The 25,457-nt window shown below is 59.2% G+C and carries 22 protein-coding genes; 15 read left to right on the top strand and 7 right to left on the bottom strand.

What is annotated here, in order from left to right; genetic code table 11:
* The first annotated feature begins 51 nt into the window (after window positions 1-51).
* From AC1RBR_RS04365 to AC1RBR_RS04355, 3 genes are all read left to right on the top strand, one after another.
* Window positions 52-1,365, top strand: coding sequence for a phospholipase (locus AC1RBR_RS04365; protein ID WP_492563153.1), 1,314 nt, complete (start codon window positions 52-54; stop codon window positions 1,363-1,365).
* Window positions 1,366-1,367: 2 nt separating this feature from the next.
* A complete protein-coding gene (locus AC1RBR_RS04360; protein WP_480404583.1) occupies window positions 1,368-1,556 on the top strand; it encodes a hypothetical protein in 189 nt (62 codons plus the stop codon).
* Between the two features lie 214 nt (window positions 1,557-1,770).
* Window positions 1,771-2,133, top strand: a complete 363-nt coding sequence (locus tag AC1RBR_RS04355) for a hypothetical protein (protein WP_492563152.1) — start codon at window positions 1,771-1,773, stop codon at window positions 2,131-2,133.
* A 7-nt stretch (window positions 2,134-2,140) separates the two neighbouring features.
* On the opposite strand, the gene AC1RBR_RS04350 is transcribed toward AC1RBR_RS04355, so the two are convergent.
* Window positions 2,141-2,887 (bottom strand): FadR/GntR family transcriptional regulator, encoded by a 747-nt coding sequence (locus tag AC1RBR_RS04350; RefSeq protein ID WP_177325602.1) that lies wholly within the window; start codon window positions 2,885-2,887, stop codon window positions 2,141-2,143.
* A 191-nt stretch (window positions 2,888-3,078) separates the two neighbouring features.
* The gene (locus AC1RBR_RS04345) at window positions 3,079-4,806 is read right to left on the bottom strand and encodes an ABC transporter ATP-binding protein/permease (protein ID WP_095139473.1); all 1,728 of its coding nucleotides are present in this window, start codon (window positions 4,804-4,806) and stop codon (window positions 3,079-3,081) included.
* A 270-nt stretch (window positions 4,807-5,076) separates the two neighbouring features.
* On the opposite strand from AC1RBR_RS04345, the gene AC1RBR_RS04340 reads away from it, so the two are divergent.
* On the top strand, window positions 5,077-5,403 hold the full coding sequence (locus tag AC1RBR_RS04340) for a hypothetical protein (protein WP_492563150.1): 327 nt from the start codon (window positions 5,077-5,079) through the stop codon (window positions 5,401-5,403).
* Between the two features lie 70 nt (window positions 5,404-5,473).
* Here the strand turns inward: AC1RBR_RS04340 and AC1RBR_RS04335 are convergent, their stop codons facing one another.
* Window positions 5,474-6,034 carry a response regulator transcription factor gene (locus AC1RBR_RS04335; RefSeq protein ID WP_003221630.1) on the bottom strand — a complete coding sequence of 187 codons (561 nt, stop codon included), beginning with the start codon at window positions 6,032-6,034 and terminating at the stop codon, window positions 5,474-5,476.
* Window positions 6,027-7,289, bottom strand: a complete 1,263-nt coding sequence (locus tag AC1RBR_RS04330; RefSeq protein WP_027610820.1) for an ATP-binding protein — start codon at window positions 7,287-7,289, stop codon at window positions 6,027-6,029. Before AC1RBR_RS04330 ends, AC1RBR_RS04335 begins: the two co-directional genes overlap by 8 nt.
* A gap of 412 nt (window positions 7,290-7,701) precedes the next feature.
* Between AC1RBR_RS04330 and AC1RBR_RS04325 the strand changes: the two genes are divergently transcribed.
* Window positions 7,702-8,421, top strand: a complete 720-nt coding sequence (locus tag AC1RBR_RS04325; RefSeq protein WP_064585955.1) for an SIMPL domain-containing protein — start codon at window positions 7,702-7,704, stop codon at window positions 8,419-8,421.
* Window positions 8,422-8,591: 170 nt separating this feature from the next.
* Here the strand turns inward: AC1RBR_RS04325 and AC1RBR_RS04320 are convergent, their stop codons facing one another.
* Window positions 8,592-8,954, bottom strand: coding sequence for a DUF6124 family protein (locus tag AC1RBR_RS04320; protein WP_346651058.1), 363 nt, complete (start codon window positions 8,952-8,954; stop codon window positions 8,592-8,594).
* Window positions 8,955-9,832: 878 nt separating this feature from the next.
* Between AC1RBR_RS04320 and AC1RBR_RS04315 the strand changes: the two genes are divergently transcribed.
* The 9 genes from AC1RBR_RS04315 (at window position 9,833) to AC1RBR_RS04275 (ending at window position 22,468) form a co-directional block, all read left to right on the top strand.
* Window positions 9,833-11,434, top strand: a complete 1,602-nt coding sequence (locus AC1RBR_RS04315) for an ABC transporter substrate-binding protein (protein WP_492563148.1) — start codon at window positions 9,833-9,835, stop codon at window positions 11,432-11,434.
* A gap of 260 nt (window positions 11,435-11,694) precedes the next feature.
* Window positions 11,695-13,320, top strand: a complete 1,626-nt coding sequence (locus AC1RBR_RS04310) for an ABC transporter substrate-binding protein (protein WP_095139467.1) — start codon at window positions 11,695-11,697, stop codon at window positions 13,318-13,320.
* A gap of 301 nt (window positions 13,321-13,621) precedes the next feature.
* Entirely contained in the window at window positions 13,622-15,220 is a 1,599-nt protein-coding gene (locus AC1RBR_RS04305; protein WP_443532103.1) for an ABC transporter substrate-binding protein, read from the top strand.
* A 175-nt stretch (window positions 15,221-15,395) separates the two neighbouring features.
* A complete protein-coding gene (locus AC1RBR_RS04300; RefSeq protein WP_492563145.1) occupies window positions 15,396-16,814 on the top strand; it encodes an OprD family porin in 1,419 nt (472 codons plus the stop codon).
* 78 nt (window positions 16,815-16,892) lie between these two features.
* On the top strand, window positions 16,893-18,488 hold the full coding sequence (locus AC1RBR_RS04295; protein ID WP_492563144.1) for an ABC transporter substrate-binding protein: 1,596 nt from the start codon (window positions 16,893-16,895) through the stop codon (window positions 18,486-18,488).
* Between the two features lie 73 nt (window positions 18,489-18,561).
* Complete coding sequence (locus AC1RBR_RS04290; protein ID WP_007953665.1) at window positions 18,562-19,572, top strand: ABC transporter permease subunit; 1,011 nt, start codon at window positions 18,562-18,564, stop codon at window positions 19,570-19,572.
* Window positions 19,573-19,582: 10 nt separating this feature from the next.
* Window positions 19,583-20,509 (top strand): ABC transporter permease subunit, encoded by a 927-nt coding sequence (locus AC1RBR_RS04285; RefSeq protein ID WP_027610812.1) that lies wholly within the window; start codon window positions 19,583-19,585, stop codon window positions 20,507-20,509.
* Window positions 20,510-20,519: 10 nt separating this feature from the next.
* Window positions 20,520-21,488 (top strand): ABC transporter ATP-binding protein, encoded by a 969-nt coding sequence (locus AC1RBR_RS04280; protein WP_095139462.1) that lies wholly within the window; start codon window positions 20,520-20,522, stop codon window positions 21,486-21,488.
* The gene (locus tag AC1RBR_RS04275) at window positions 21,488-22,468 is read left to right on the top strand and encodes a peptide ABC transporter ATP-binding protein (protein WP_027610810.1); all 981 of its coding nucleotides are present in this window, start codon (window positions 21,488-21,490) and stop codon (window positions 22,466-22,468) included. The genes AC1RBR_RS04280 and AC1RBR_RS04275 overlap by 1 nt, the downstream gene beginning before the upstream one ends.
* A 198-nt stretch (window positions 22,469-22,666) precedes the next feature.
* Here AC1RBR_RS04275 and AC1RBR_RS04270 read toward each other — a convergent pair whose 3' ends face one another.
* Window positions 22,667-22,915 carry a hypothetical protein gene (locus AC1RBR_RS04270; RefSeq protein ID WP_115986729.1) on the bottom strand — a complete coding sequence of 83 codons (249 nt, stop codon included), beginning with the start codon at window positions 22,913-22,915 and terminating at the stop codon, window positions 22,667-22,669.
* Between the two features lie 156 nt (window positions 22,916-23,071).
* Entirely contained in the window at window positions 23,072-24,256 is a 1,185-nt protein-coding gene (locus tag AC1RBR_RS04265; protein ID WP_492563141.1) for an MFS transporter, read from the bottom strand.
* A gap of 219 nt (window positions 24,257-24,475) precedes the next feature.
* On the opposite strand from AC1RBR_RS04265, the gene AC1RBR_RS04260 reads away from it, so the two are divergent.
* Complete coding sequence (locus AC1RBR_RS04260) at window positions 24,476-24,841, top strand: nuclear transport factor 2 family protein (protein ID WP_492563139.1); 366 nt, start codon at window positions 24,476-24,478, stop codon at window positions 24,839-24,841.
* The last annotated feature ends 616 nt before the right edge of the window (window positions 24,842-25,457 follow it).

The raw sequence follows: 25,457 nt of genomic DNA, 5'->3' as shown, positions 1-25,457 counted from the left end.
ATATTCATACAGATAAAAATAAATCACCGACGACATATCAAGGAGCCAGAAATGTCCGGACTGCACGCAAAACCCCAAGAAAGACCCACACCGGTCATCGCCCGATTCGATGATCTTTTCACCGTAAATGGCATCCACTTCAACGCTGACAATCCGCATCTGCTGCTGCATATTGCCGACGCCCACAGCGATGTCGAACCGGCCACCGCCCTCCCCGGCAAAGCCTTGAGCATTCGACCGCCACTGCGCTTCGAAGGCGGAGAACACACGGCCATCGGCGACAACACCCTGATGCGCTTCAACGCAAACGCCGAGCCGATTCGCGCGCAAAACGTGCCCCTGCACCTGCCCAATGGCCTCGCGCTGACCTATGGCCAGGTGGTGGCGCTGGCCGGAGATTTCTACGGCGTGGTCGATCGACCGATCAACGAAGGCGCGACCCCGGCTGATCGCCTGAACCGCTTCAGCGCGGCATTCGATTCTCTCGCCGTGCTGCCGGCCTCCCGCGCCGAGGCCACGCAGATTCTCGCGGTCATGCAAAAAGAGATCGACGCGGTTAAGCAGGCGATCAAGGACGGCAAAGCACCGCACGAAGCCTACGACGCGCTCGGAGATACGTTGTCCGAAGAGTGGAACAAACTCACCGGCGGCGGCAGTTTTGTCTCGGCGCTGTTCCCGCTCGGGCGTTATCTGAAACTGGCGGCGAACAACGCCGACCACTTCGGCGAATGGGCCAGACTGGCCTACATCGCCGGCCACACCGCCGCCCTGCAAACCGCGGTCGCGGCCCGCGCCACTCACGATGAACAACAATTGGAACGGGCCTACGCGATGAACGCGTTTGCCGACCACTTCCTCACCGACCTGTTCTCTGCCGGCCACCTGCGGGTACCGCGCAAAGAGATGGCGGCGGTGGTCACGCCGAGCGATCTCGGCTCGCTGGTGACCCGTTTCATGCACGACGAAGACAGCAAATTCGGCCTCAAAGTGCGCAACGCCCATGGCGATCAATGGCGCGCTTACGGCGACAAGCGCTACTTCGACGTCAACGACGCGGACAACCGCACCCAGGTCAATCTGGCGGTGCAGGCCTCGGCGGATGAAGTCTTCGCCGCTTACCTCAGCGGCAACGTGCCCGCCCCTTCGACGTTTGCCGCGCTGCAACGGCTGCCGGATCTGACGGCGGTGCTGAATCTTTCCGGCAACTTCTCGCCGCTGTTCCGCGTCGAGGGCGGCAAGGTGCTGCGGCGCAAAGACGTGAACAACCTCAACGACACCGCCACCATCGACGACTGGTGGGGCTGGAGCACCTACCTGCTGCTCAAGGACTACCACCCGACGGGCAACGTCAACCAAGGAGAATGAGCATGACGATCACATTGAAACTGGAACTGGCGTCGGGGCAGTCGCTGCAAGGTGCACCGCTGGAGTTGCTGGCGGATGGCAAGCCAATTGCGCGGGGGATTGTGGATGAGGACGGTTTGGTGGCGTTTACTGCCAGGCCGGGGAAAGCGCAACTGGCAGTGAGGGTGGATCGCTCAATATTGCCGCGCTGAACTCACCGGCCCCTTCGCGAGCAAGCCCGCTCCCACGTTGGAATGCATTTCAAATGTGGGAGCGGGCTTGCTCGCGAAAGCGCTGTGTCGTTGCATGAATCAGCGGCTTACCGTTCGTCGAGACTGGTATTTCTTACAGGTGCTTTGCTTTCGCGATCAAGACATTAATCAGGTCGTGCCGATATCGGCCTGGACGACCAAAAGGATCTTGAACATGAAAGACAAAAGCTTCGCTGTAAAAATGCTGCCGGCCCCTTCGCTTCAAGAAGCGATCAATGGGGTGCTCTACGTTCATAACCTGATTGATCCCGCCCATGGAGAAGTGCCCGTGCTTCCAAACGCAGTCTCTGGGGACACGATCAAACTGACAGTGAGTCACTCGGACGGCTTCCTGGAATGGGATACAAAGACCGTACTGACTGATACCACCATCGGAAAGCCGACTGTATTGTCAATCCCGAAAGCGACGTTTGAAAGAATGCTCAATGCTGGAACGAACGCCGTATTGCAGTACTCCCTCGAAAGTGCGGGCAACCAAAAGCTTTCAACGCCACTGTCAATCGAGCTTAAACACTGATTCAACCTCACCCCTGCGCCTGCGCCTCTTCATGGGCCTGGCGCAGTCTTTCGCGGCTGTTGGTCAAGTGCAGACGCATTGCCGCTCGCGCCGCATCGGAATCCTGACGGGCAATCGCATCGTAGATTTCCTCGTGCTCGCGGCTCAGGCGGTTCATGTAGTGCTGCTGATCATCATGGGCCAGGCGCGCCGAATTCAGCCGCGTACGCGGAATGATGCTGGTGCCAAGGTGGGTCATGATGTCGGTGAAATAGCGGTTGCCGGTGGACAGGGCGATTTCCAGGTGGAAGGCAAAGTCCGAAGCTACCGCATCGCTGGCGTGGGCCACGCTGTCGTTCAGCGCATCGAGGGCGGCACGCATGGTCGCCAGTTGCTCGGGGCTGCGGCGTTGCGCGGCGAGGCCGGCGGACTCCACTTCCAGGCTGATGCGCAATTCGAGAATCGCCAGCACATCACGCAGGGTGACGACCGTGGCCGGGTCGATGCGGAAACCGCTGGGGCTCGGCGTGTCGAGCACGAAGGTGCCGATGCCGTGGCGGGTTTCCACCTGGCCTGCGGCCTGCAAGCGGGAGATCGCCTCGCGCACCACGGTGCGGCTGACGCCATGCTCCTGCATGATCGCCGACTCGGTGGGCAATTTGTCGCCGCGCTTGAGCAGACCGTCGCGGATCTGCTCGGTCAGCACCGTCACCAGCTCCTGAGCCAGGCTGCGGCGCTTGCGTGGGAGGCGTGGAGTGTCGATCGGGTTTTCCATGGTCAACGTCTGGTCTCGAAAATTCGGCTTGGTAGGCATCATAGCGCACGCGGGTTGTACGATCACATCCCGCCTCACATTACGCCATGTGGGAGCGGGCTTGCTCGCGAAGGCGGTGTGTCAGGCAACCGATTTGTCGACTGAAGGGACGCCTTCGCGAGCAAGCCCGCTCCCACAGGGGGTTGTGGTGATCACGCGGTCACGGCCTGCTCCACCAGATGCCCGCTGTCGATCCGCACATGCCGCGGGTGGAAACGCTTGAGGCTGCTGCGATGGCCAACGCTGACAATGCTCAGGCCCGGCAGCTGATCGATAAGCGCCTGATACAACGTTGCCTCATCCTCTTCATCCATCGCCGACGTCGCTTCGTCCATATACAGCCATTGCGGTGCGTAAAGCATGGCGCGGGCGAAGGCAAGACGTTGCTGTTCACCCGGCGACAGCATGCGCTGCCAGTGATTGGCTTCGTCCAGACGCGCAACCAGATGCGGCAGACGGCAGATTTCCAGCACTTCGGCATAACGCTCAGGCGCGTAGGTCTCACTCGGCTGTGGATAACTCAAGGCCTCGCGCAAGGTGCCGATCGGCAGGTAAGGTTTCTGCGGCAGGAACAGGTAACGCGCCGCCGGCAGCCGGATGTTGCCGTGCCCCGCTGGCCACAGGTGTCCCATCGCTCGCAGCAATGTCGACTTGCCGCTGCCGGATCGGCCGCTGAGCATTACACGCTCACCCGGCTCGACTGTCATGTCGGCATTGGTCAGCAGATGACGACCATCAGCCAGATCCAGACCGAGGTTGTGCACTTGCAATTCACTGCCCTGATTCTGCACATCGATGGCTGGGCGGCGCTGTTCGTTATCGGTCATGGCCTGACGGAAACTCAGCAGACGATCACAGGTGGCACGCCAGGATGCGAGGCTCTGGTAGGCGCTGATAAACCAGCTGAAACTCTCCTGAACATTGCCGAACGCCGAGCTGATCTGCATCAGCTCACCGAGTTCGATCTTGCCGGCGAGGTAACGCGGCGACGCAACGATAAACGGGAAGATGATCGCCGCCTGGCTGTAACCGGCGGTAAAAAATGTCAGGCGCTTGGACACTTTCATGATGTCCCAGAAGTTATGCCAGACCATGCCGAAACGGTTGCTCAAGCGGCGATTCTCGTTCGGCTCGCCGTTGTACAACGCGATACTCTCGGCATTTTCACGAATCCGCACCATGGAAAAACGCAGGTCGGCTTCGAAACGTTGTTGTTGATTGTTCAGGCCGATCAGGCGACGACCGATCAAATGCGTCAGCCAGCTGCCCACGACGGCGTAGACCAGCACGCACCAGAACATGTAGCCGGGAATGGTGATGCCATAGACTTCGATGCTGCCTGACACGCCCCACAAAATGATCGAGAACGACACCAGACTGACGATATTGCGCAGCAGGCCGATCCCCAACTCAAGGGTGTTGGAAGTGAAGTTGTTGAGGTCTTCGGAAATCCGCTGATCCGGGTTATCGGTGTAACCGCCCTGCTCCAGCTGGTAGTAATTCTTGTCGGCGAGCCAACGGGAGAAATGCTTTTCGGTGAGCCACGCCCGCCAGCGAATCGTCAGCATCTGGGTCAGATACAGCCGGTACACGGCACCGACAATCGCCACCGCTGCAATGCCGCAGAAATACAGAATCAAGCGCCAGAACGCCGCCTCATCCTTCTTTTGCAGGGCGTTGTAGAAATCCTTGTACCAGGTGTTGAACCACACCGAGATGCCCACGCTCAGCAGCGAGAGCGCGATCACCGCAATCAGCAACGTCCAGGCCTTGCCCTTCTCTTCGCTGCGCCAGTAAGGCGTGATGATCGCCCACACCTTGCGAAAAAACTGCCCGCGCACAGCATCGTTGACCGCGGAATATTCAGCGTTCTGATTCATGAAAAAGGCTCGATAAAGAAAAGAACAGATACGCACCGATCATAGATGATCGGTGCGTTTTATCGCCAGAGTGGGACTGGCTCATTCAGGGATTGTTCAGATTCATGGGGGGTTCAGTATCGCCGCGAGCGCACGTACCGTTCATCGGGACTGTCAGAGTTGACAGTAGAGGGGGGCGATTCAGGCTGATCAACTGGGCTGGCCTCCTGCAAGGAATTCGCTGTGAATCAGGAGAGCAGGTTACCCCTCTGACAACGAAAGGAATTGGTCATGAACAAAGTAGAAAACCCGCTTAATGCTCCAACCAGCGATTCGATCAGGAATGGCAAACTGTCTATCAGTGAGGTGAGTGATTTGGGGATCACAGTCAAATTCAGTTCCGATAACCCCAAGGTTGATATCCATCTTGCCTGGATCGGATATGCCTCCGAAAAGAAATCCGAGCAGAAAGGCAGTAAAAACAACGAGCTCATTCTCCCGGTATCAAAAGCTACCGTGGAAAGCTGGCTAAGGCAGGATCTCTACGCGCAATGCGAAGCGACTCTGGGTGGAAAAAAATACTCATCGCCAAAAATGTTCTTCACGGTCGTAGCTTGAACCCAGGCGCTACCCGAATGCAGGGTAGCGCCTGTTTCATTCAATCCAGCTCATTTGGCCAGCAAACCTTTCAACGACGAACCGGGCGCTTCTGCAGTTTGCGCTGCAGGGTGCGGCGGTGCATGCCCAGTGCGCGGGCAGTCGCAGAGATGTTGCCTTCGTGTTCGGTCAGCACGCGCTGGATGTGCTCCCATTGCAGACGGTCAACCGACATCGGGTTTTCCGGCACCAGGCTGTCGAGGTCGGCGTGCTCGGAGAGCAGCGCGGCCAGTACGTCGTCGGCGTCGGCCGGTTTGCACAGGTAGTTGCAGGCGCCGCGCTTGATCGCTTCGACCGCGGTGGCAATGCTCGAATAACCGGTGAGGATCACCACGCGCATTTCCGGGTCCAGCTCCAGCAGCTTGGGCAGCAGCACCAGGCCGGAGTCGCCGTCCATTTTCAGGTCCAGCGCGGCGTAGTCCGGCAGGTCAGCCTGGGCGATGGTCAGGCCTTCTTCGGCGGAACCTGCGGTGCTGACGCGAAAGCCACGACGAGCCATGGCACGGGCCATTACTCGGGTGAAGGTCGCGTCGTCGTCGACCAGCAGCAAATGCGGCAGTTCTTCGCCTTCGACTTGGATTTCGTCACTCATGTTGGTCTCCTCGGGCGCCGTGGGGCAGACGCAGCTCGGTGAGCGTGCCGCCTTCCTCATGACTATAGAGTTTCACTGAGCCGCCGGCGCGTGTCACGCTGGCCTTGCTCAAAAACAGGCCCAGGCCGAAACCTTTGCCCTTGGTGGTAAAAAACGGTTTGCCGATCTGCTCGGCGATGGCCAGCGGCACACCGGCGCCGTGGTCACGAATGCTGATGGTCACGGTTTCCGCGTCCCAGTCCAGCGTCACCTGGAGATTTTCCGGGCAAGCGTCGGCGGCGTTGTTCAGCAGGTTGAGCAGCGCCTGGGTCAGATCCGGTGGCGGCGCCATGCGCGGCACGGTGCCCTGGCCGAGACGCTGGAAGCGATAACTGGCTTCCGGACGCATCAGGTGCCAGCGGTTCAGCGCTTCGTCGAGCCATTGGGTGACGTCCTGCATCTCTACCGCCATACGGCGGTTGGCTTCGGCGGCGCGCACCAGTTGCTGCAGGGTTTCTTTACAGAGTTTGACCTGGTCCTGCAGCACCTTGAGGTCGTCCTGCAGCATCGCGTCGGGATGATCCTGCTGCATTTCCTTGAGCAATACGCTCATGGTCGCCAGCGGCGTGCCAAGTTCATGCGCTGCGCCGGCCGCCTGAGTGGCGACGGCGAGCAATTGCTGATCGCGCAAGCCTTCTTCGCGACGAATCGCGCGCAATTCTTCCTGACGACGCAGCTCTTCCGCCATCCGCGCGGCGAAAAACGTGATCACCGCAGCGGCCAGCGCGAAGCTCAGCCACATGCCGTAGATCTGCAGGTTCTCGCGGGCCACCGGCAGGGTTTCCAGCGGGTAGAAACGCGTGAGCATCACGGTGTACAGCGCCAGCGCGATACCGGACAGAATCACCGAGTAACGCCACGGCAGCGTCACCGCCGCGATGGTCAGCGGCACCAGGTAATAGGAAACGAACGGGTTGGTCGAACCGCCGGAGAAATACAGCAACGCACTGTGGATCACCAGATCGCAGGCCAGTTGCAGCGCATATTCGAGTTCGGTCACCGGCCACGACGTACGCAGTCGCACGGCAGTGAACACGCACAGCAGAATCGAGCAGCCAAGGGTCATCGCCAGTTGCACCCACGGCAACGGCAGCAGTTGCAGCCAGTAGGCCAGGCCAACGGAGCCGGCCTGCGCGGCGAGCACCAGGGTGCGAATGAAAGTCAGCCGCCAGAGGTTCTGGCGAGTGGCGGAAGTCAGTTGTACGGGGGCGAGCATGAGCTCTCCTGATGAGCGCTCCAGGCGGATCGCACGGAGTATAACCAAGCCGCGCCTTTGAGAGGCGAAAGTGCGGCAAATGACCACATGGCGTTGCCAGAAAAATCGGCTACCTCACATGGCTGTCCGAGGTCGACTGTGGCGAGGGAGCTTGCTCCCGCTGGACTGCGAAGCAGGCCCAATCCCGGCAAATGCAGTCTGACTGAAAGACCGCAATTGCTGGTTTTACGACTGCTGCGCAGCCGAGCGGGAGCAAGCTCCCTCGCCACAAAAATCTCATTCGCTCATGGAATAAGTGCAGACATGACATCTGTATAGAAGTTGTAACTGGGCGAACCGGATCGCAGAAGCTAGAGTCTGATGGTTTCACGCAGGGACGAACCAATACCTGCGCATTATTCAAGGAGCCTTCATGCACACCTTTCGCCGCAGCGCCGCCCTTCTCGCCCTGACCGTCGGCAGTGTCGCCAGCCTTCCGGCGCTGGCCGCCGATGAGTTGCACTACAACCAGATCTCCCTGCGCGCCGAAGTCAGCCAGGAAGTGGCCCGCGACCTGATGATCGTGACGCTCTATACCGAAGCGCAAAACACCGACCCGGCCAAACTCGCCGCCGACGTCAGCACCACCATGAACAAGGCACTGGCCCAGGCCAAGCAAGTCAAAGACATCACCCTGCGCCAGGGCAGCCGCAACAGCTACCCGATCTACGACACCAAGGGCCAGAAAATCACCGGCTGGCGTGAACGCGCCGAATTGCGCCTGGAAAGCGCCGACTTCGCCGCGCTGTCCAAACTCACCGGCGAGCTGCTGACCGACCTGAAAATGGGCGGCATGGACTTCGCCATTGCCGAGCCGACCCGCAAGGCCAGCGAAGACCAACTGCTCAAGGAAGCCGTCAGCGCCTTCAAGGCCCGCGCGCAACTGGCCACCGATGCACTGGGCGGCAAGGGCTACAAAATCGTCAACCTGAACCTCAACAGCAACGGCTACCCACAACCCTACATGCGCGCCCCGATGATGATGAAAGCCGCCGGCATGGCGGATTCGGCACCGGTCACTCCGGAAGTTGAAGCCGGCACCAGCCAGGTCAGCCTTACCGCCGATGGCTCGATTGAAGTGCTGATGCAGTGAATTGATGTGGGCTGAATGAGAAACCGGCGATCAGTGAATGATCGCCGGTTTTTTTGTGCCTGGATTTTGTGGTGAATGTTCCGCCGCCATCGCGAGCAGGCTCACTCCTACAATTTGGAATGCGTTCCCCTGTAGGAGTGAGCCTGCTCGCGATGAACGATAACGCGGTCTCAGGTCTGCGGATCCACCCGATCCAGCGCCCGATTCACCGCCAACTCGGCCAGCATAATGATCTGCTGAATCGCCAGCGCCGTATTACGCTGCGGACGACTGAGCTGATCGGCGAAATCACTGGCCATGGTGTTGGCCGAGGCCAAGGATTCACAGGCGTGGGCCAGCAGGCTTTCAGTGTCGATGCCCGGATGGACGAGGAACATCGAACTGGGTGGACGCGGTTTTGTGGCTTCGGGGCTGAGGTAGAAGTCGAGGGCGCGCTTGATCGCTTCGCGGTTTTTCGCGAGGTCTTCAGCGTGGAGGGCTTCGGCGAGTGGGGTTGTGGGTTCGAGCGGTGGATCTGGGACGGGTTTGGACATTGTTAGCGTTCCTGGTCAATAGCCATTCACTCGCCGTTTCTCACGCGGCGGAGTGGTGGCAGCAATGTGCGGGGTGAGAAACCGGTAGGAACAAGCCCGGCCGGACCGAAGCCCGCCCGCACACAGCCGCCATAGAACATTGCAGCAGCAGAAATGCCGGCGGCAATTATGGTGGTACTGATTGTGGATTAACAGTTCCTGCGGGTTCTCACACCCGATCGCTGAGTTTTCAGCGACAGTTCAAGGCTAGAGAGCTGGCGTCCGAGGGACAACCTGAAAACCTTGTGGGAAGGTTCTGGTTATTTGAAACGACTTTAAACAAGCCAGGTTATTGGGTGACTGGACGGGCCTCTTCGCGAGCAAGCCCGCTCCCACAGTGGATGGCGTGCAGGCAGTTAGAGATCGGTCGGCTGTCAGGCCGCCATCACCTAGCCAGTCGCCGCACCCGCTTTTCACCACTCACGCGATGAGCGTTAGCTCGAGTACCGCTTTTGATCTGAGGGCCCGTCGGCAGGCTGAGTGGAGGGATTTATCCGGGGGTGGGAGCGCAGCGACCGTTTGGCGCAGCCAAACACAGCGAGAGGAGGTGCAGCGAAGCAAACCGTAGGCGCTGCCCCCGGATGAATCCCGGAGCGAAGGAACCCGAGCCTAGGCGAGGGCCGAACGTCAGGGTAAAGCCCTTTGGTTACTTTGGGGCTTTTGCCAAAGTGACCCGCCGTCAGGGCGGAACCCCAAGCCGCCATTACCGCAGCAACGGATATGTACCCACAGCCCAGATATACCGAGATAGACACCCCAACAGGAAAAACGATATTTCCGAACACACCCAAATCCCCGCTAACCTGAAAAAACAACCACCTCCAAATCCCGGGGACTCCATGGAAAGATTCACCCTGAAACCACTACTAATCACCCTCGCACTGACAGCCATAGCCCCGATCGCAAACGCAGCCACCACCTTGGTCTACTGCTCCGAAGCCAGCCCGTCAGGCTTCGACCCCAGCCAATACACCAGCGGCACCGACTTCGACGCCTCAGCCGAAACCGTCTTCAACCGCCTCACCCAATTCCAGCGCGGCGGCACCGACATCGAACCCGGCCTGGCAACCAACTGGGACGTAAGCCCGGACGGCCTCCAGTACACGTTCCACCTACGGCAAGGAGTGAAATTCCACACAACGGAATACTTCACCCCGACCCGCGATTTCAACGCCGACGACGTACTGTTCACCTTCCAGCGCCTGCTCGACCCGAACAACACCTTCCGCAAGGCCTACCCCGCCGAATCCCCGTACTTCACCGACATGGGCCTGAACACCACGATCAAATCGGTGGAAAAAATCGACGACCAGACCGTGCGCTTCAACCTCAACAACGTCGACGCCGCATTCGTGCAAAACCTCGCCATGAGCTTCGCCTCGGTGCAATCGGCCGAATACGCCGCGCAACTGTTGAAGGAAGGCAAAGCCGCCGACCTCAACCAGAAACCGGTGGGCACCGGCCCGTTTGTATTCAAGCGCTACCAGAAAGACTCGCAGATCCGCTACGCCGCCAACCCGACTTACTGGAAACCGGAAGACGTGAAGATCGACAACCTGATCTTCTCGATCACCCCGGACGCCGCCGTACGCCTGCAGAAACTCAAGGCCGGCGAATGCCAGGTCAGCGGCTACCCGCGCCCGGCCGACATCGAGGTCATGGAGAAAGACCCGAACCTGCGCGTGCTCAAGCAGGCCGGTTTCAACCTCGGCTTCCTCGCTTACAACACCACTCATCCGCCACTGGACCAGCTCAAGGTCCGCCAGGCACTGGACATGGCCATCGACAAACCGGCGATCATCAAAGCCGTTTACCAGAGTGCCGGCCAGTTGGCGCAGAACGCCCTGCCGCCTGCGCAATGGTCCTATGACCCGACCATCAAAGACGCCCCTTACGACCCGGTCAAAGCCCGGGTGCTACTGAAAGAAGCAGGGGTTGCACCGGGTACAACCATCAACCTTTGGGCGATGACGGTGCAGCGCGCTTCAAACCCGAATGCGCGCATGTCGGCACAGATGATCCAGCAGGATTGGGAGAAAATCGGCATCAAGGCCAACATCGTCAGCTACGAATGGGGCGAGTACATCAAGCGTGCGAAAAATGGCGAACACGACGCGATGATCTATGGTTGGACCGGTGACAACGGCGACCCGGACAACTGGCTCGGCGTGCTCTACAGCTGCGCGGCGGTGAAAGGCAGCAACTACGCCAAGTGGTGCGACCCGGCCTACGACAAACTGGTGCAGCAGGCCAAAGTGACCACCGACAAGGCGCAACGGGTAAAACTGTATCAACAGGCGCAACTGATCCTTAAACAGCAGGTGCCGATCACGCCGATTGCCAACTCGACGGTGTTCCAGCCGCTGCGCAAGGAAGTGACCGACTTCAAAATCAGCCCGTTCGGTCTTACCCCCTTCTACGGCGTGGGTATAAATAAGTAACACCGAGCCCCAACGCGGCGCGCACAACGTGACCAGCGCACCGTTTTGGGGCTTCGTTTGCACCGTAAAAACCACTCGCAAACGGTCAAATGCGTCAAAAGTTACACAGATGCGACATTAAGGTACGTACGTGCCACCGTTTAACGCTCGCTCACACTCTGGATCTTGCATTGGGTATGGCCCCTGCATAAGTATCCGCAGGCACGACTCACGAGGTCGTACCTCACTATTAAAAAATGACAACAAATCATGAGGCCAACATGCTTAAACACGCGGTCATTCCGTTTTTAGTCGGCGCAGGCTTGTTAGCCTCCGCACCTTTCGCATCCGCTGCGACTAACCTGGTGTTCTGCTCCGAAGGGAGCCCGGCCGGTTTTGATCCAGGCCAGTACACCACCGGAACCGACTTCGACGCCTCAGCCGAAACCATGTTCAACCGTCTGAGCCAGTTCGAGCGTGGCGGCACCGCCGTTATCCCGGGCCTGGCCACCAGCTGGGACATTTCCCCGGACGGCCTGACTTACACCTTCCACCTGCGTGAAGGCGTCAAGTTCCACACCACCCCGTATTTCAAGCCGACTCGTGAGTTCAACGCCGACGACGTGCTGTTCACCTTCAATCGCATGATTAACAAGGATGACCCGTTCCGTAAGGCGTACCCGACCGAATTCCCGTACTTCACCGACATGGGGATGGACACCAACATCACCAAGATCGATAAAGTCGACGACCACACCGTCAAGTTCACGCTGAAAGAAGTTGACGCCGCGTTCATCCAGAACATGGCCATGAGCTTCGCCTCGATCCAGTCCGCCGAGTACGCTGCCCAACTGCTGAAAGACGGCAAGGCTGCCGACATCAACCAGAAGCCGATCGGCACTGGCCCGTTCGTGTTCAAGAGCTACCAGAAAGACTCGAACATCCGTTACACCGGCAACAAGGACTACTGGAAGCCGGATGACGTGAAGATCGACAACCTGATCTTCGCCATCACCACCGACCCGTCGGTGCGTATCCAGAAACTGAAAAAGAACGAATGCCAGGTCACCCTGTTCCCGCGTCCGGCGGATCTCGCAGCGCTCAAGGCCGACAAGACCCTGAAGATGCCTGACCAGGCCGGTTTCAACCTGGGCTACATCGCCTACAACGTGATGGACAAGGTCAAGGGCAGCAACGAAGCGAACCCATTGGCTGACCTGCGCGTGCGTCAGGCGCTGGACATGGCGGTGAACAAGCCGCAGATCATCGATTCGGTTTACCAGGGCGCCGGCCAGCTGGCCGTCAACGCCATGCCGCCGACCCAGTGGTCCTACGACACCACCATCAAGGACGCCAAGTACGACCCTGAGAAAGCCAAACAGCTGCTCAAGGAAGCCGGCGTCAAGGAAGGTACCGAGATCGTGCTGTGGGCGATGCCGGTGCAGCGTCCGTACAACCCGAACGCCAAACTGATGGCTGAAATGCTCCAGTCCGACTGGGCCAAGATCGGCTTGAAAGTGAAGATCACCAGCTACGAATGGGGCGAGTACATCAAGCGCTCCAAAGGTGGCGAGAACCAAGCCATGATCATTGGCTGGAGCGGTGACAATGGTGACCCGGACAACTGGCTGAACGTGCTGTTCGGCTGCGACTCGCTCAGCGGCAACAACTTCTCCAAGTGGTGCGACAAGAAGTTCGACGGCCTCGTCAAGGAAGCCAAGCGCACGACCGACCAGGGCAAGCGCACCGAACTGTACAAACAGGCGCAACACGTCCTCAAAGATGCAGTCCCAATGACACCTATCGCTCACTCGACGGTGTATCAACCCATGCGCGCCAACGTGCAGGACTTCAAGATCAGCCCATTCGGCTTGAATTCCTTCTACGGCGTCAGCGTCAGCAATTAAGCCATTGCAAGGGCGACGTTCATGACGTCGCCCTTGCTTTAGCTGCCGGGAAGTCAGGAATTTGCCTACAGCCAATTCCGCTGCGGATGACTGCAGTGGCATAGGACGTGTCGACTTTTCCTACGAGTTTTCAGGCAATTACGCATTTACTGCCAGACCCACGGCCCCTACCGTCGGGTTCTGACCAGTTTCTGCGTGTGCCACCGGCTTGCCGTACGTGCTGGATTGAGCTCGATGCCACCTCAACGTCCCTGGACGGGACCGCGGTGCATTGAACAACACTACAAAAAGAGGGAGCGTCATGCGCCATACCTTGATTTTTTCCGCATTGCTGGGCGCCGGCCTGTTGGCCGCCACGTCCGCCAGTTACGCCGCCAGCAACAGCCTGGTGTTTTGCTCTGAAGGCAGCCCGGCGGGTTTTGATACCGCGCAATACACGACGGCCACCGATAACGATGCCGCCGAGCCGCTGTACAACCGTCTGGTCGAGTTTGAAAAAGGCGCGACCAACGTCGTACCGGGACTGGCAACCAAGTGGGATATTTCCGAGGATGGTCTCAAGTACACCTTTCACCTGCGTGAAGGTGTGAAATTTCACACAACGCCGTACTTCAAACCGACGCGCGATTTCAACGCCGACGACGTGCTGTTCACGTTTAACCGCATGCTCGATCCGCAACAGCCATTCCGTAAGGCTTATCCGACCGAATTCCCGTATTTCAACGGGATGAGTCTGAACAAGAACATCGCCAAGGTCGAAAAGACCGGGCCGCTGACCGTGGAATTCACGCTCAACAGCGTCGACGCCGCGTTCATCCAGAACATCGCCATGAGCTTCGCTGCCATCCTGTCCGCCGAATACGCCGACAAGCTGCTGGCCGAAGGCAAGCCGAGCGACATCAACCAGAAGCCGGTCGGTACCGGGCCGTTCGTGTTCAAGAGCTATCAGAAAGACTCGAACATCCGTTACACCGGCAACGAACAGTACTGGGACCCGAGCCGGGTCAAGCTGAAGAATCTGATCTTCGCGATCAACACCGACGCCTCGGTGCGCGTGCAGAAGCTCAAGGCCGGCGAATGCCAGATCACCCTGCACCCGCGCCCTGCCGATGTCGAAGCACTGAAAGCCGACCCGAAACTGCAGCTGATTTCCAAGCCGGGTTTCAACCTCGGCTACATCGCCTACAACGTGCGCCACAAGCCCTTCGACCAGCTCGAAGTACGTCAGGCGCTGGACATGGCGGTGAATAAACAGGGGATTCTCAACGCTGTTTATCAAGGCGCCGGGCAACTGGCGGTCAACGCCATGCCACCGACCCAGTGGTCCTACGACGACAGCATCAAGGACGCCGCCTACAACCCGGAAAAAGCCAAAGAGCTGCTCAAGGCTGCCGGCGTCAAGGAAGGCACCGAAATCACCCTGTGGGCGATGCCGGTACAGCGTCCGTACAACCCGAACGCCAAACTGATGGCCGAAATGCTCCAGGCGGACTGGGCAAAAATCGGTCTGAAAGTGAAGATCGTCAGCTACGAATGGGGCGAGTACATCAAGCGCACCAAGAATGGCGAGCACGACATCAGCCTGATCGGCTGGACCGGTGACAACGGGGATCCGGACAACTGGCTGGGCACCCTGTACAGCTGCGACGCCATTGGCGGCAACAACTATTCCATGTGGTGCGATCCGGCTTACGACAAGCTGATCAAGGAGGCCAAGGTCGTCACCGACCGCGACCAGCGCACCATGCTCTACAAACAGGCGCAGCAGTTGCTCAAGCAGCAAGTGCCGATCACGCCTGTCGCCCACTCGACGGTCAACCAGCCGTTAAGCGCCAGGGTTGAAGGCTTCAAGGTTAGCCCTTTCGGTCGCAATGTGTTCTCGGGCGTCAGTATCGATTAACCCAACCGATTAGCCGCAATGCTGAGGGGACCGTCTATCCCCTCACGCAAGCGCTTTGCCGAAATTCGCCAATCCGGCCTTTTGCAAACGTTTGCGATGTGTGAAATGAGTTCTAAACCAATAACCGGCCCACCCAAAAAAGCCGGCATAAAAAGAAAGTAAAGGAGCTTCACCCATGAAACTGAGCAGCACCGCGATACTGGCCCTGGCCATCAGCAGCATCACCGCCACGGCTTATGCGGAAACCCAAAGCCAGGCGTTCACCCCGGTGACCGTCAACACCAAGAGCGCCCAGGCTGAAGCGACCGGCTTCGTCGAAGGACAGTCGATCACCGGCTCGACCCGCAACTGGTACGCCAATGAAGAGCTGAAGCGCGGCGCCAAGTTCCGCTACAAGCACAACGACGTTCTGCAAACCACTGACCGCCGGATCAACTGGGTGCAGGGCACGATCATCAAGTACAACTCGGGGTTCACCGAGGGCACCGTCGGTATCAGCACCGAAGTCGGGTTGTACAACGCCATCGCACTGGAGCGTGATCGCAAAAACCTCGCCTCCGGCAATGGCGGAGCCCCGGAAGCCGGCCTTGTGCGTCCAGGCAACAACCGTACCTTGACCCGTAACGGCGGCGACGCTGAAGGCCAGTGGAGCAAACTGGGCCTGGCGAACGTCAAGGCACGCGTATCCAACACCACCCTGACCGCCGGCCGCCAGAACTTCAGCAGCCCGATGGTCGATGTCATCGGCAACCGTCCCCTGCCTTCCAGCTTCCAGGGCGTTAGCCTGCACAGTGAAGAACTGGAAAACCTGACCTTCGATATCGCCACGTTTGATCAGAACTCTCCGCGTACCGAAGAGAGCCAGCGCAAGTTCCGCTCCGAATACGCCGACGAAATCATCGAAATCGACCACGTCAACACCGCCGGTATCTCCTACCAGCCGTTCGCCAGCTTGAAAACCAGCCTGTGGGCAACTCAGGCTGAAGACATGTGGAAACAGTACTATTTCGGCGCAACCCACGAACTGGGCGATAGCCAGATCCTGAGCCTGACCACCGGTCTGAACTACTACAAAACCGTCGATGAAGGCAAAAAGAAGCTTGGTGAAATCGACAACGACACCTACTCGCTGTCGTTAGGCCTGACTCACCAGGCGCACAGCCTGACGTTCTCGTACCAGGAAATTAACGGTAACGAGTACTTCGACTACCTGCACGAAACCAACGGTATCTACCTGGCCAACTCCCTGCTCTCGGACTTCAACGGTCCGAACGAGAAGTCGTTTCAGGTCGCTTACGGTCTGAACATGGCCGAGTACGGCGTGCCAGGCCTGAAGTTCAATATCTACAGCGCTCGCGGCTGGGGTATCGACGGCACCCACTACAAAGGCGGCGCATACGACAGCGTGCTGGCGATGGATGGCGAGAACCACTACGAATACGGTATCGGCGCCGCGTACGCTGTACAGAGCGGACCACTCAAGGCTACCGCCATCCGTGCCACCTACACCGCGCACCGTGCCAGTGAAAACCAGCTGGATGGCAGCATCAACGAGTTCCGTCTCGTGACCACGATTCCATTCAACATTCTGTAAAAACTGCCAACTGACGGCTGACTCATGATGAGTCGGCCGTTCGGTTTTTTGTCTTCAACCGATTGCAGAGGGTTATCGATGAAAATGCTTCCCCTACGTGCGGCCGTTGCTGCCGCGTTGTTGAGCGCCGCCATCGGCGTCTCGGCCAAACCCTTGGTGGTCTGCACCGAAGCCAGCCCGGAAGGCTTCGATATGGTCCAGTACACAACTGCAGTCACTGCCGATGCGGTGGCCGAAACGATCTTCAACCGTCTGGCGGACTTCAAGCCCGGCACCACCGAAGTGATTCCGGCACTGGCCGAATCCTGGGACATCAGCGAAGACGGCCTGACCTACACGTTCCACCTGCGCAAAGGCGTCAAGTTTCACACCACCGAATACTTCAAGCCGACCCGCGACATGAACGCCGACGACGTGGTCTGGAGCTTCCAGCGCCAGCTGGACCCGAATCACCCGTGGCACAAACTGTCGAGCGTCGGCTTCCCGTACTTTGAAAGCATGGGCTTCAAGGAACTGCTCAAAAGCGTAGAAAAAGTCGACGACAACACGGTCAAGTTCACCCTGACCCGTCGCGAAGCGCCGTTTCTGGCCGACATCGCCATGGCGTTCTCCTCGATCTACCCGGCCGAATACGCCGACCAGTTGCTCAAATCCGGCAAGACCGGCGACCTCAACAACAAACCAGTCGGCACCGGCCCATTCATCTTCCAGCGCTATGCAAAAGATGCGCAGGTGCGCTTCAAGGCCAACCCGGACTACTTCCGTGGCAAGGCACCAGCCGACGCGCTGATCCTGGCGATCGCCACCGACAACAACGTGCGCCTGCAGAAGCTCAAGGCCAACGAGTGCCAGATCGCGCTGTATCCGAAACCGGATGACATCCCGAGCATCAAGAAAGACAGCAACCTGAAAGTCGACGAGATGGACGCGATGACCGTCTCGTACATCGCCATGAACACCCAGCACAAATACATCAGCGACGTGCGCGTGCGTAAGGCCATCGACATCGCGTTCGACAAGGAAGCCTACGTCAACGCGCTGTTCGGCAAAGGCAACGCCTCGGTGGCGGTCAACCCGTACCCGCCGACGCTGCTGGGCTACAACCACGACCTGAAGAACCCGCCACGCGATCTGGACAAGGCCCGCGCCCTGCTCAAGGAAGCCGGGGTTCCGGAAGGCACCGTGTTTACCCTGTTTACCCGTAACGGCGGCGGCCCGACCAACCCGAACCCGATGCTCGGCGCGCAGATGATGCAGGCTGACCTGGCGAAAGTCGGGATCAAGATCGACATCCGCGTGATGGAATGGGGCGAAATGCTCAAGCGCGCCAAGGCCGGCGAGCACGACATGGTCTCGGCCGGATGGGCGGGCGACAACGGTGACCCGGATAACTTCCTGACGCCTATGCTCAGTTGCGAAGCGGCCAAGAACGGCGAAAACTACGCGCGCTGGTGCAACGAGAAATTCCAGGCACTGCTCGACGAAGCACGGGCTAAAGTAGATCCGGCCGAACGCGCCAGGCTCTACGAACAGGCCCAGGTGCTGTTTAATCAGGACCAACCGTGGATCAGCATGGCCCACACCCGTATGTTTACCGCAATGCGCAACAACGTAGAGGGTTATCACATCAGCCCTCTCACCACTAATAACTTCGCCACTACCCAGGTGAAGTAGATAAGAAACTCCCGGCGACCCTGATCCCAGGGTCGCCGGGCACGCCTAACCGGCTGATGAGGTACCACACAAGATGTTTAGTTTTATTGCCCGCCGACTGGGGTTGTTGATCCCCACGTTTTTCGGCATCACCTTGCTGACTTTCGCGTTGATTCGCATGATTCCGGGCGACCCCGTGGAAGTGATGATGGGCGAACGTCGGGTCGACCCCGAAATGCACGCTCAGGCAATGGAACGCCTAGGTCTGAACAAACCGCTGTATGCCCAGTACCTGGACTACATCGGCAAACTGGCCCACGGCGATCTCGGCGAATCCCTGCGTACGCGTGAAAGCGTATGGACCGAGTTCACCTCCCTTTTCCCGGCGACCCTGGAACTGTCCATGGCTGCCCTGCTGTTCGCCGGCATCCTCGGTCTTCTGGCCGGGGTGATCGCGGCACTCAAGCGAGGATCCCTGTTCGACCACGGGGTGATGGGCATCTCCCTGGCGGGGTATTCAATGCCGATCTTCTGGTGGGGCCTGATCCTGATCATGTTCTTCTCGGTGAGCCTGGGCTGGACCCCGGTGTCCGGACGGATCGACCTGCTCTACGACATCGAGCCGCGCACCGGTTTCATGCTGATCGACACGCTGCTGGCCGATGACATGGGCGCATTCCTCGATGCGCTGCATCACCTGATCCTGCCGGCCATCGTGCTTGGCACCATTCCGCTGGCGGTGATCGCGCGGATGACCCGTTCGTCGATGCTCGAAGTGCTGCGTGAAGACTACATCCGCACCGCCAAGGCCAAAGGCCTGTCGCCGTCGCGCGTGGTGTTCGTCCACGGTCTGCGCAACGCGCTGATCCCGGTCCTGACCGTGGTCGGCCTGCAAGTCGGCACCCTGCTGGCCGGTGCAGTCCTGACCGAAACCATTTTCTCCTGGCCCGGCATCGGTAAATGGCTGATCGAAGCCATCGGCGCCCGGGACTACCCGGTTGTGCAAAACGGCATCCTGTTAATCGCCTGCCTGGTGATTCTGGTCAACTTCGTAGTGGACATCCTCTACGGCTTTGCCAACCCACGCATCCGTCATCAGCGCTGAGGTCCATACCATGAGCACTCCAACATCCTCAGTAGCCACTTCCGCCCCAAGCGCGGATCAAAGCCTGCTGTACCCGTCACCGTACAAAGAATTCTGGCAAGCCTTCTCGAAAAACAAGGGCGCGGTTGCCGGCCTGCTGTTCATGCTGCTGATCATCTTCTGCGCGATTTTCGCGCCGTGGGTCGCACCGCATAACCCGAGCGAGCAATACCGTGACTTCCTGCTGACGCCACCGGCGTGGCTCGAAGGCGGGCAGATGCAATTCCTGCTCGGCACCGATGAACTGGGGCGTGACCTGCTGTCACGGCTGATTCAGGGTTCGCGCCTGTCGCTGCTGATCGGTCTGTCGTCGGTGGTGATGTCGCTGATCCCGGGGATCCTGCTGGGTCTGTTCGCCGGTTTCTTCCCGAAGATGATCGGCCCGACCATCATGCGTCTGATGGACATCATGCTGGCCCTGCCATCGCTGCTGCTGGCGGTGGCGATCGTCGCCATCCTCGGCCCTGGCCTGATCAACACCGTGATCGCTATCGCTGTGGTATCGCTGCCGTCCTACGTGCGTCTGACTCGCGCCGCCGTGATGGGCGAACTGAACCGCGACTACGTGACCGCCGCGCGTCTGGCCGGTGCCGGTCTGCCACGTCTGATGTTCATCACCGTGCTGCCAAACTGCATGGCGCCGCTGATCGTACAGGCGACCCTGAGTTTCTCTTCGGCAATTCTCGACGCTGCGGCGCTGGGCTTCCTCGGCCTTGGCGTACAACCGCCAACCCCTGAGTGGGGCACCATGCTGGCCTCGGCCCGCGATTACATCGAACGCGCCTGGTGGGTCGTCAGTCTGCCTGGTTTGACCATTTTGCTCAGCGTGCTGGCAATCAACTTGATGGGCGACGGTCTGCGCGATGCGCTGGACCCGAAACTCAAGAACGCCGCCTGAGGAGATTCCCATGTCACTGCTAGAAATCAAGAATCTCAACGTTCGCTTCGGCGACAAAACCGCGACACCCGTTGTCGATGGCCTCGACCTGAAAGTCGACAAAGGCGAAGTCCTGGCCATCGTTGGCGAATCGGGTTCGGGTAAATCCGTGACCATGATGGCGCTGATGGGCCTGATCGAGCATCCCGGCATCGTCACCGCCGACTCGCTCAGCTTTGACGGCAAAGACATGCTCAAGCTGAGCAATCGTCAGCGTCGGCAAATCGTCGGCAAAGACCTGTCGATGGTGTTCCAGGACCCGATGACCGCGCTCAACCCGAGCTACACCGTCGGTTTCCAGATCGAAGAAGTGCTGCGTCTGCACCTGAAAATGTCCGGCAAGCAAGCGCGCAAACGTGCGATCGAGCTGCTTGAAAAAGTTGAAATCCCGGGCGCCGCCAGCCGTATGGACGCCTACCCGCATCAACTGTCCGGCGGTATGAGCCAGCGTGTCGCGATCGCCATGGCGATTGCCGGCGAACCGAAACTGCTGATCGCCGACGAACCGACCACTGCACTGGACGTGACGATTCAGGCGCAGATCATGGATCTGCTGCTGGCGTTGCAGAAAGAACAGAACATGGGCCTGGTGCTGATCACCCACGACCTCGCCGTCGTGGCCGAAACAGCCCAGCGCGTGTGCGTGATGTACGCCGGCCAAGCCGTTGAAGTCGGTCAGGTGCCGCAACTGTTCGACATCCCGGCACACCCGTACAGCGAAGCGCTGCTCAAGGCGATTCCGGAACACAGCCAGGGCGCCTCACGCCTGTCGACCCTGCCGGGCATCGTCCCGGGCCGCTACGACCGTCCGCAGGGTTGCCTGCTGTCGCCGCGCTGCCCGTACGTGCAGGACAGCTGCCGCGCGCAGCGTCCGGCCCTTGATCCGAAAAGCAACAGCCTCGCTCGCTGCTTCTTCCCGCTGAACCAGGAGGTGGCGTAATGGCCGTCGTACTTACCGCCCGCGACCTGACCCGTCACTACGAAGTGTCCCGTGGCCTGTTCAAGGGCCACGCGACCGTGCGCGCCCTCAACGGTGTGTCGTTCGAACTGGAAGCCGGCAAGACCCTCGCCGTAGTCGGCGAATCGGGCTGCGGCAAATCCACCCTCGCCCGCGCCCTGACCCTGATTGAAGAGCCGTCGTCCGGCTCGCTGAAAATCGCCGGGCAGGAAGTGGCTGGCGCCGACAAGGCTCAGCGCAAGCAACTGCGCAAAGACGTGCAGATGGTGTTCCAGAGCCCGTACGCGTCATTGAACCCACGGCAAAAAGTCGGTGACCAGCTCGGCGAGCCGCTGCTGATCAACACCAACCTGTCCGCCGCCGAACGTCGCGAAAAAGTCCAGGCGATGATGAAGCAGGTCGGCTTGCGTCCCGAGCACTACCAGCGTTATCCGCACATGTTCTCCGGCGGTCAGCGCCAGCGGATCGCCCTCGCTCGCGCGATGATGCTGCAACCGAAAGTACTGGTGGCGGATGAGCCTACCTCGGCACTGGACGTGTCGATTCAGGCGCAGGTGCTGAACCTGTTCATGGACTTGCAGCAGGAATTCAACACCGCTTACGTGTTCATCTCGCACAACCTGGCGGTGGTGCAACACGTGGCCGATGATGTGATGGTGATGTACCTCGGTCGCCCGGTGGAAATGGGCCCGAAAGACGCTATCTACGAACGTCCGCTGCACCCGTATACCCAGGCGCTGCTGTCGGCGACCCCGACCATTCATCCGGACCCGAACAAGCCGAAAATCAAGATCGTCGGCGAATTGCCCAACCCGCTGAACCCACCACCGGGCTGCGCGTTCCACAAGCGTTGCCCGTACGCTACCGAGCGTTGCAGCACTGAAGAGCCGTTGTTGCGTGAATTGGATAATCGCCAGGTGGCCTGCCACTACGCCGAGCAATTCCTCGACGGCGCCGCCTGATTAACGGCGGACGAAAGTGTGGGAGCGGGCTTGCTCGCGAATACGGTATGACAGTCACTGACAATGGTGACTGACTCACCGCTTTCGGGAGCAAACCCCCTCCCACAAAGGACTTGAGTAGCTAAAAGCGTTAACCAGACCCCTTCTCCCCCGATTGCGCATCAGTCGAGGCAGAAGGGGTTTTCTTTTGGCCAAGATCTACGTCTGGCTGTCGCCTTCATCGTCCGGTTCATCAGTGGTCGAGTCATCGTCATCGGCACTGCCACCCTGCCCCTGATCGCCTGGCTCTGATTCCGACTTGGCGAGCATCAAGCCGCTGTGTCCGACCTGGCCGTTAAACGCCTGGGAATCGTGATCCTCGCACTCGGCCCAGGCCGTCGCGGTGCCGAGGGACAGCATGACCATCACTTTCAAAAGCAATAAAAACCGTAGCAACCTGCTTTTCATAGCTGACTCCATCCATTTTCAGGTGAGACATGCGTGCCTGACTGGCGCTGTGTGAAATCTAGTTCCGATCCGGCGGCTTCACCAGATAGGACGCTAACGCGCGGGCAGAAATGCCCTTCGCAGACAGACAGGTTTCGAATAACACCTATCGCGGGATCAACTAAGCGGACGGGTCGCTTGCCACGTCAAGGGAATCGACATCAACACCAGTGCGGCGCTGGCCAGCCAGACGCTATGGCCACCGAAACTGCCGTACAACTGACCGCTGAGCACCGGCGACAACAACGCACTGGCGCTCCAGCTCATAAAGAACAGACCAAAGTACTGGCCGCTTTTGCCACGCTGAGCAAATTGCATCGTCAGCACATTCAGCGGCGGCATGAACAACGCCTCGCCCAAGGTCCAGATCACCGTCGACAGGCAGACGAACGCCAGCCCGGATCCGAACGGCAACATGCCCAATCCCCCGGCCAGCAACAAACTCCCCGCGAGCATTTGCCGCCGCGTGCCCCAACGCTCGCCGCAGTGTGACAACGGAATCTGCAGCATGATCACCAGCAACGCATTGAGCCCGAACTGCCAGCCGATCGCCGTGGTGCTCAGTTGGTAATAGTCCCGCAGATAATTGCCCAGCGTGCTGTAGACCGTGTCGAATGCGATGCCCAGCACGGCCGTCGCCGCAAGCAGCCAGAGGAACGGCTTGTCGCGAAACGGCACACTTGACCCATCGACGGATTCGTCCTCAACCACCAACACCGCCCGCTGCCACGTCGTACGCATGAACCATAGCAGCGCCAGCATCGTCATCGCCGCACTGACAAAAAACACCCAGCGGAAATCTGCCTGCGCCAGCACCCCGCCCGCCACCCCGGCAGCCGCCATACCCAGATTACGCGCCACCCGGCTCAAGGCCTGCGCGCGAGAACGCTGCGCCACCTCGCAATATTCCATGATCAGCCGCTGATGCAACGTACGAATCGCCCCGTCGATCACACCGCTGAGCAACAACAAACCGGCGAGCCACGGCACCTGCGTCACCAGCCCCAACAGCATCAGCACCCACACCGACACGAAAAACAGCGCCGCCGTCAGCCGCGCCGTGCGCACATGATCACTGAGCCAACCGCCAAGCATCGAACCGACCAGCAACCCCGCGCCATAAGCCGAGAGCAACCAGCCGACGGTTTCAATCGCCAGCCCCAACTCCTGACGCAGGTACAGCGCCATGAAGAGTTTGACCATGGCGCTGAGGCGATTGATGAATAAAAGAGCAGCAAGGACCCACGACATTGGGGAGAAATAGCCTTTCAGACGCATCAGTTGAGTCAGTCCTTTGATCATGTAACGTCCGCTGCGGCGAGGGTTCGCTGAACAGTAGACGGGTTGAATTGGAAAGTCGTGTGGGCGGAGGTTTTGAAATGTAAAAGCAGAGCCGGATTACGCTCGTGAAGCAGACAACTGACGGACATTTCCTCAAACGCACCATTCACCGAGGTGAATCGCCACAGCCGCAAAAACATGGGTAATGTATCGCTGAACCATCGGACAAAGGCTATTGCCATGGACCTGTCAAAAACTCTGCTGGACCTCGAGCAATCTCTGCTATCGCAAGCTGTACGAAGCAATGCCGAAGATCTATCGCGCTTGATCGCCGACGACTTTGTCGAGATTGGTGCTCGCGGCGACAAATGGTCAAAGGCAGAAGTAATCGAGCAATTGCCACTACAGACCTTTACGCAGCGCACCATCAGTCAATTCAGCAGTAGATATCTGTCGGACGACATTGTGCTGGTGACCTATCACTGCCAGAACGTGGATAAGGCTCAAGGTGTCACGGTCAACACACTGCGTAGCTCGATCTGGCGCAAACAGGCCGAGCAGTGGCAGATGTTCTTTCACCAGGGAACACTGCTACCGGCGCAGTGAACCGGCACAACGGCCGGGATCAACAGCTCCTAGCCATCGTCAATCAGGTGATAAGACTGATTGACCTGATGGCCAGCACGCAGCTTGTCGCGCTCAAGAGCATCGCAGCCACAAAAAAGGAACCGCCCCACAACCCTTTGTAGCCTTCGGTCGGTCGCTCGCTCGTTCGATTGAGTGCGCTCAGTTAGAAAATGGTTGGCTGTCAGGCCGCCATCGCCAGCAGGCTGGCTGGCTCCTACAGTGGGATTGGTTGTGCTCAGTTGGAGATTGGTCGGCTGTGAAACCGCTTTCGCGAGCAAGCCCGCTCCCACAATTGGATTGGGTGCAATCAGTTAGAGATTGGTCTGCTGTCAGGCCGCCATCGCCAGCAGGCTGGCTCATACAGTGGGATTGGTTGTGTTCAGTTGGAGATTGGTCGGCTTTGAAACCGCTTTCGCGAGCAAGCCCGCTCCCACAATTGGATTGGGTGCAATCAGTTGAAGATTGGTTGGCTGTCAGGCCGCCATCGCCTGCAGGCTGGCTCCTACAGTGGGATCGGTTGTGCTCAGTTGGAGATTGGTCGGCTGTGAAACCGCTTTCGCGAGCAAGCCCGCTCCCACAATTGGATGGGTGCAAT

The organism is Pseudomonas sp. GW823-FHT01D03 (assembly GCF_058798255.1).
Note: the sequence above shows the minus strand (reverse complement) of the source record. Positions and strands in the feature narration are given on the sequence as shown.

Bases quoted from the DNA above. Each gene is read 5' to 3' on its own strand.
- AC1RBR_RS04365 (WP_492563153.1), top strand. From the start codon at position 52: ATGTCCGGACTGCACGCAAAACCCCAAGAAAGACCCACACCGGTCATC.
- AC1RBR_RS04360 (WP_480404583.1), top strand. From the start codon at position 1,368: ATGACGATCACATTGAAACTGGAACTGGCGTCGGGGCAGTCGCTGCAA.
- AC1RBR_RS04355 (WP_492563152.1), top strand. From the start codon at position 1,771: ATGAAAGACAAAAGCTTCGCTGTAAAAATGCTGCCGGCCCCTTCGCTT.
- AC1RBR_RS04350 (WP_177325602.1), bottom strand. From the start codon at position 2,887: ATGGAAAACCCGATCGACACTCCACGCCTCCCACGCAAGCGCCGCAGC.
- AC1RBR_RS04345 (WP_095139473.1), bottom strand. From the start codon at position 4,806: ATGAATCAGAACGCTGAATATTCCGCGGTCAACGATGCTGTGCGCGGG.
- AC1RBR_RS04340 (WP_492563150.1), top strand. From the start codon at position 5,077: ATGAACAAAGTAGAAAACCCGCTTAATGCTCCAACCAGCGATTCGATC.
- AC1RBR_RS04335 (WP_003221630.1), bottom strand. From the start codon at position 6,034: ATGAGTGACGAAATCCAAGTCGAAGGCGAAGAACTGCCGCATTTGCTG.
- AC1RBR_RS04330 (WP_027610820.1), bottom strand. From the start codon at position 7,289: ATGCTCGCCCCCGTACAACTGACTTCCGCCACTCGCCAGAACCTCTGG.
- AC1RBR_RS04325 (WP_064585955.1), top strand. From the start codon at position 7,702: ATGCACACCTTTCGCCGCAGCGCCGCCCTTCTCGCCCTGACCGTCGGC.
- AC1RBR_RS04320 (WP_346651058.1), bottom strand. From the start codon at position 8,954: ATGTCCAAACCCGTCCCAGATCCACCGCTCGAACCCACAACCCCACTC.
- AC1RBR_RS04315 (WP_492563148.1), top strand. From the start codon at position 9,833: ATGGAAAGATTCACCCTGAAACCACTACTAATCACCCTCGCACTGACA.
- AC1RBR_RS04310 (WP_095139467.1), top strand. From the start codon at position 11,695: ATGCTTAAACACGCGGTCATTCCGTTTTTAGTCGGCGCAGGCTTGTTA.
- AC1RBR_RS04305 (WP_443532103.1), top strand. From the start codon at position 13,622: ATGCGCCATACCTTGATTTTTTCCGCATTGCTGGGCGCCGGCCTGTTG.
- AC1RBR_RS04300 (WP_492563145.1), top strand. From the start codon at position 15,396: ATGAAACTGAGCAGCACCGCGATACTGGCCCTGGCCATCAGCAGCATC.
- AC1RBR_RS04295 (WP_492563144.1), top strand. From the start codon at position 16,893: ATGAAAATGCTTCCCCTACGTGCGGCCGTTGCTGCCGCGTTGTTGAGC.
- AC1RBR_RS04290 (WP_007953665.1), top strand. From the start codon at position 18,562: ATGTTTAGTTTTATTGCCCGCCGACTGGGGTTGTTGATCCCCACGTTT.
- AC1RBR_RS04285 (WP_027610812.1), top strand. From the start codon at position 19,583: ATGAGCACTCCAACATCCTCAGTAGCCACTTCCGCCCCAAGCGCGGAT.
- AC1RBR_RS04280 (WP_095139462.1), top strand. From the start codon at position 20,520: ATGTCACTGCTAGAAATCAAGAATCTCAACGTTCGCTTCGGCGACAAA.
- AC1RBR_RS04275 (WP_027610810.1), top strand. From the start codon at position 21,488: ATGGCCGTCGTACTTACCGCCCGCGACCTGACCCGTCACTACGAAGTG.
- AC1RBR_RS04270 (WP_115986729.1), bottom strand. From the start codon at position 22,915: ATGAAAAGCAGGTTGCTACGGTTTTTATTGCTTTTGAAAGTGATGGTC.
- AC1RBR_RS04265 (WP_492563141.1), bottom strand. From the start codon at position 24,256: ATGATCAAAGGACTGACTCAACTGATGCGTCTGAAAGGCTATTTCTCC.
- AC1RBR_RS04260 (WP_492563139.1), top strand. From the start codon at position 24,476: ATGGACCTGTCAAAAACTCTGCTGGACCTCGAGCAATCTCTGCTATCG.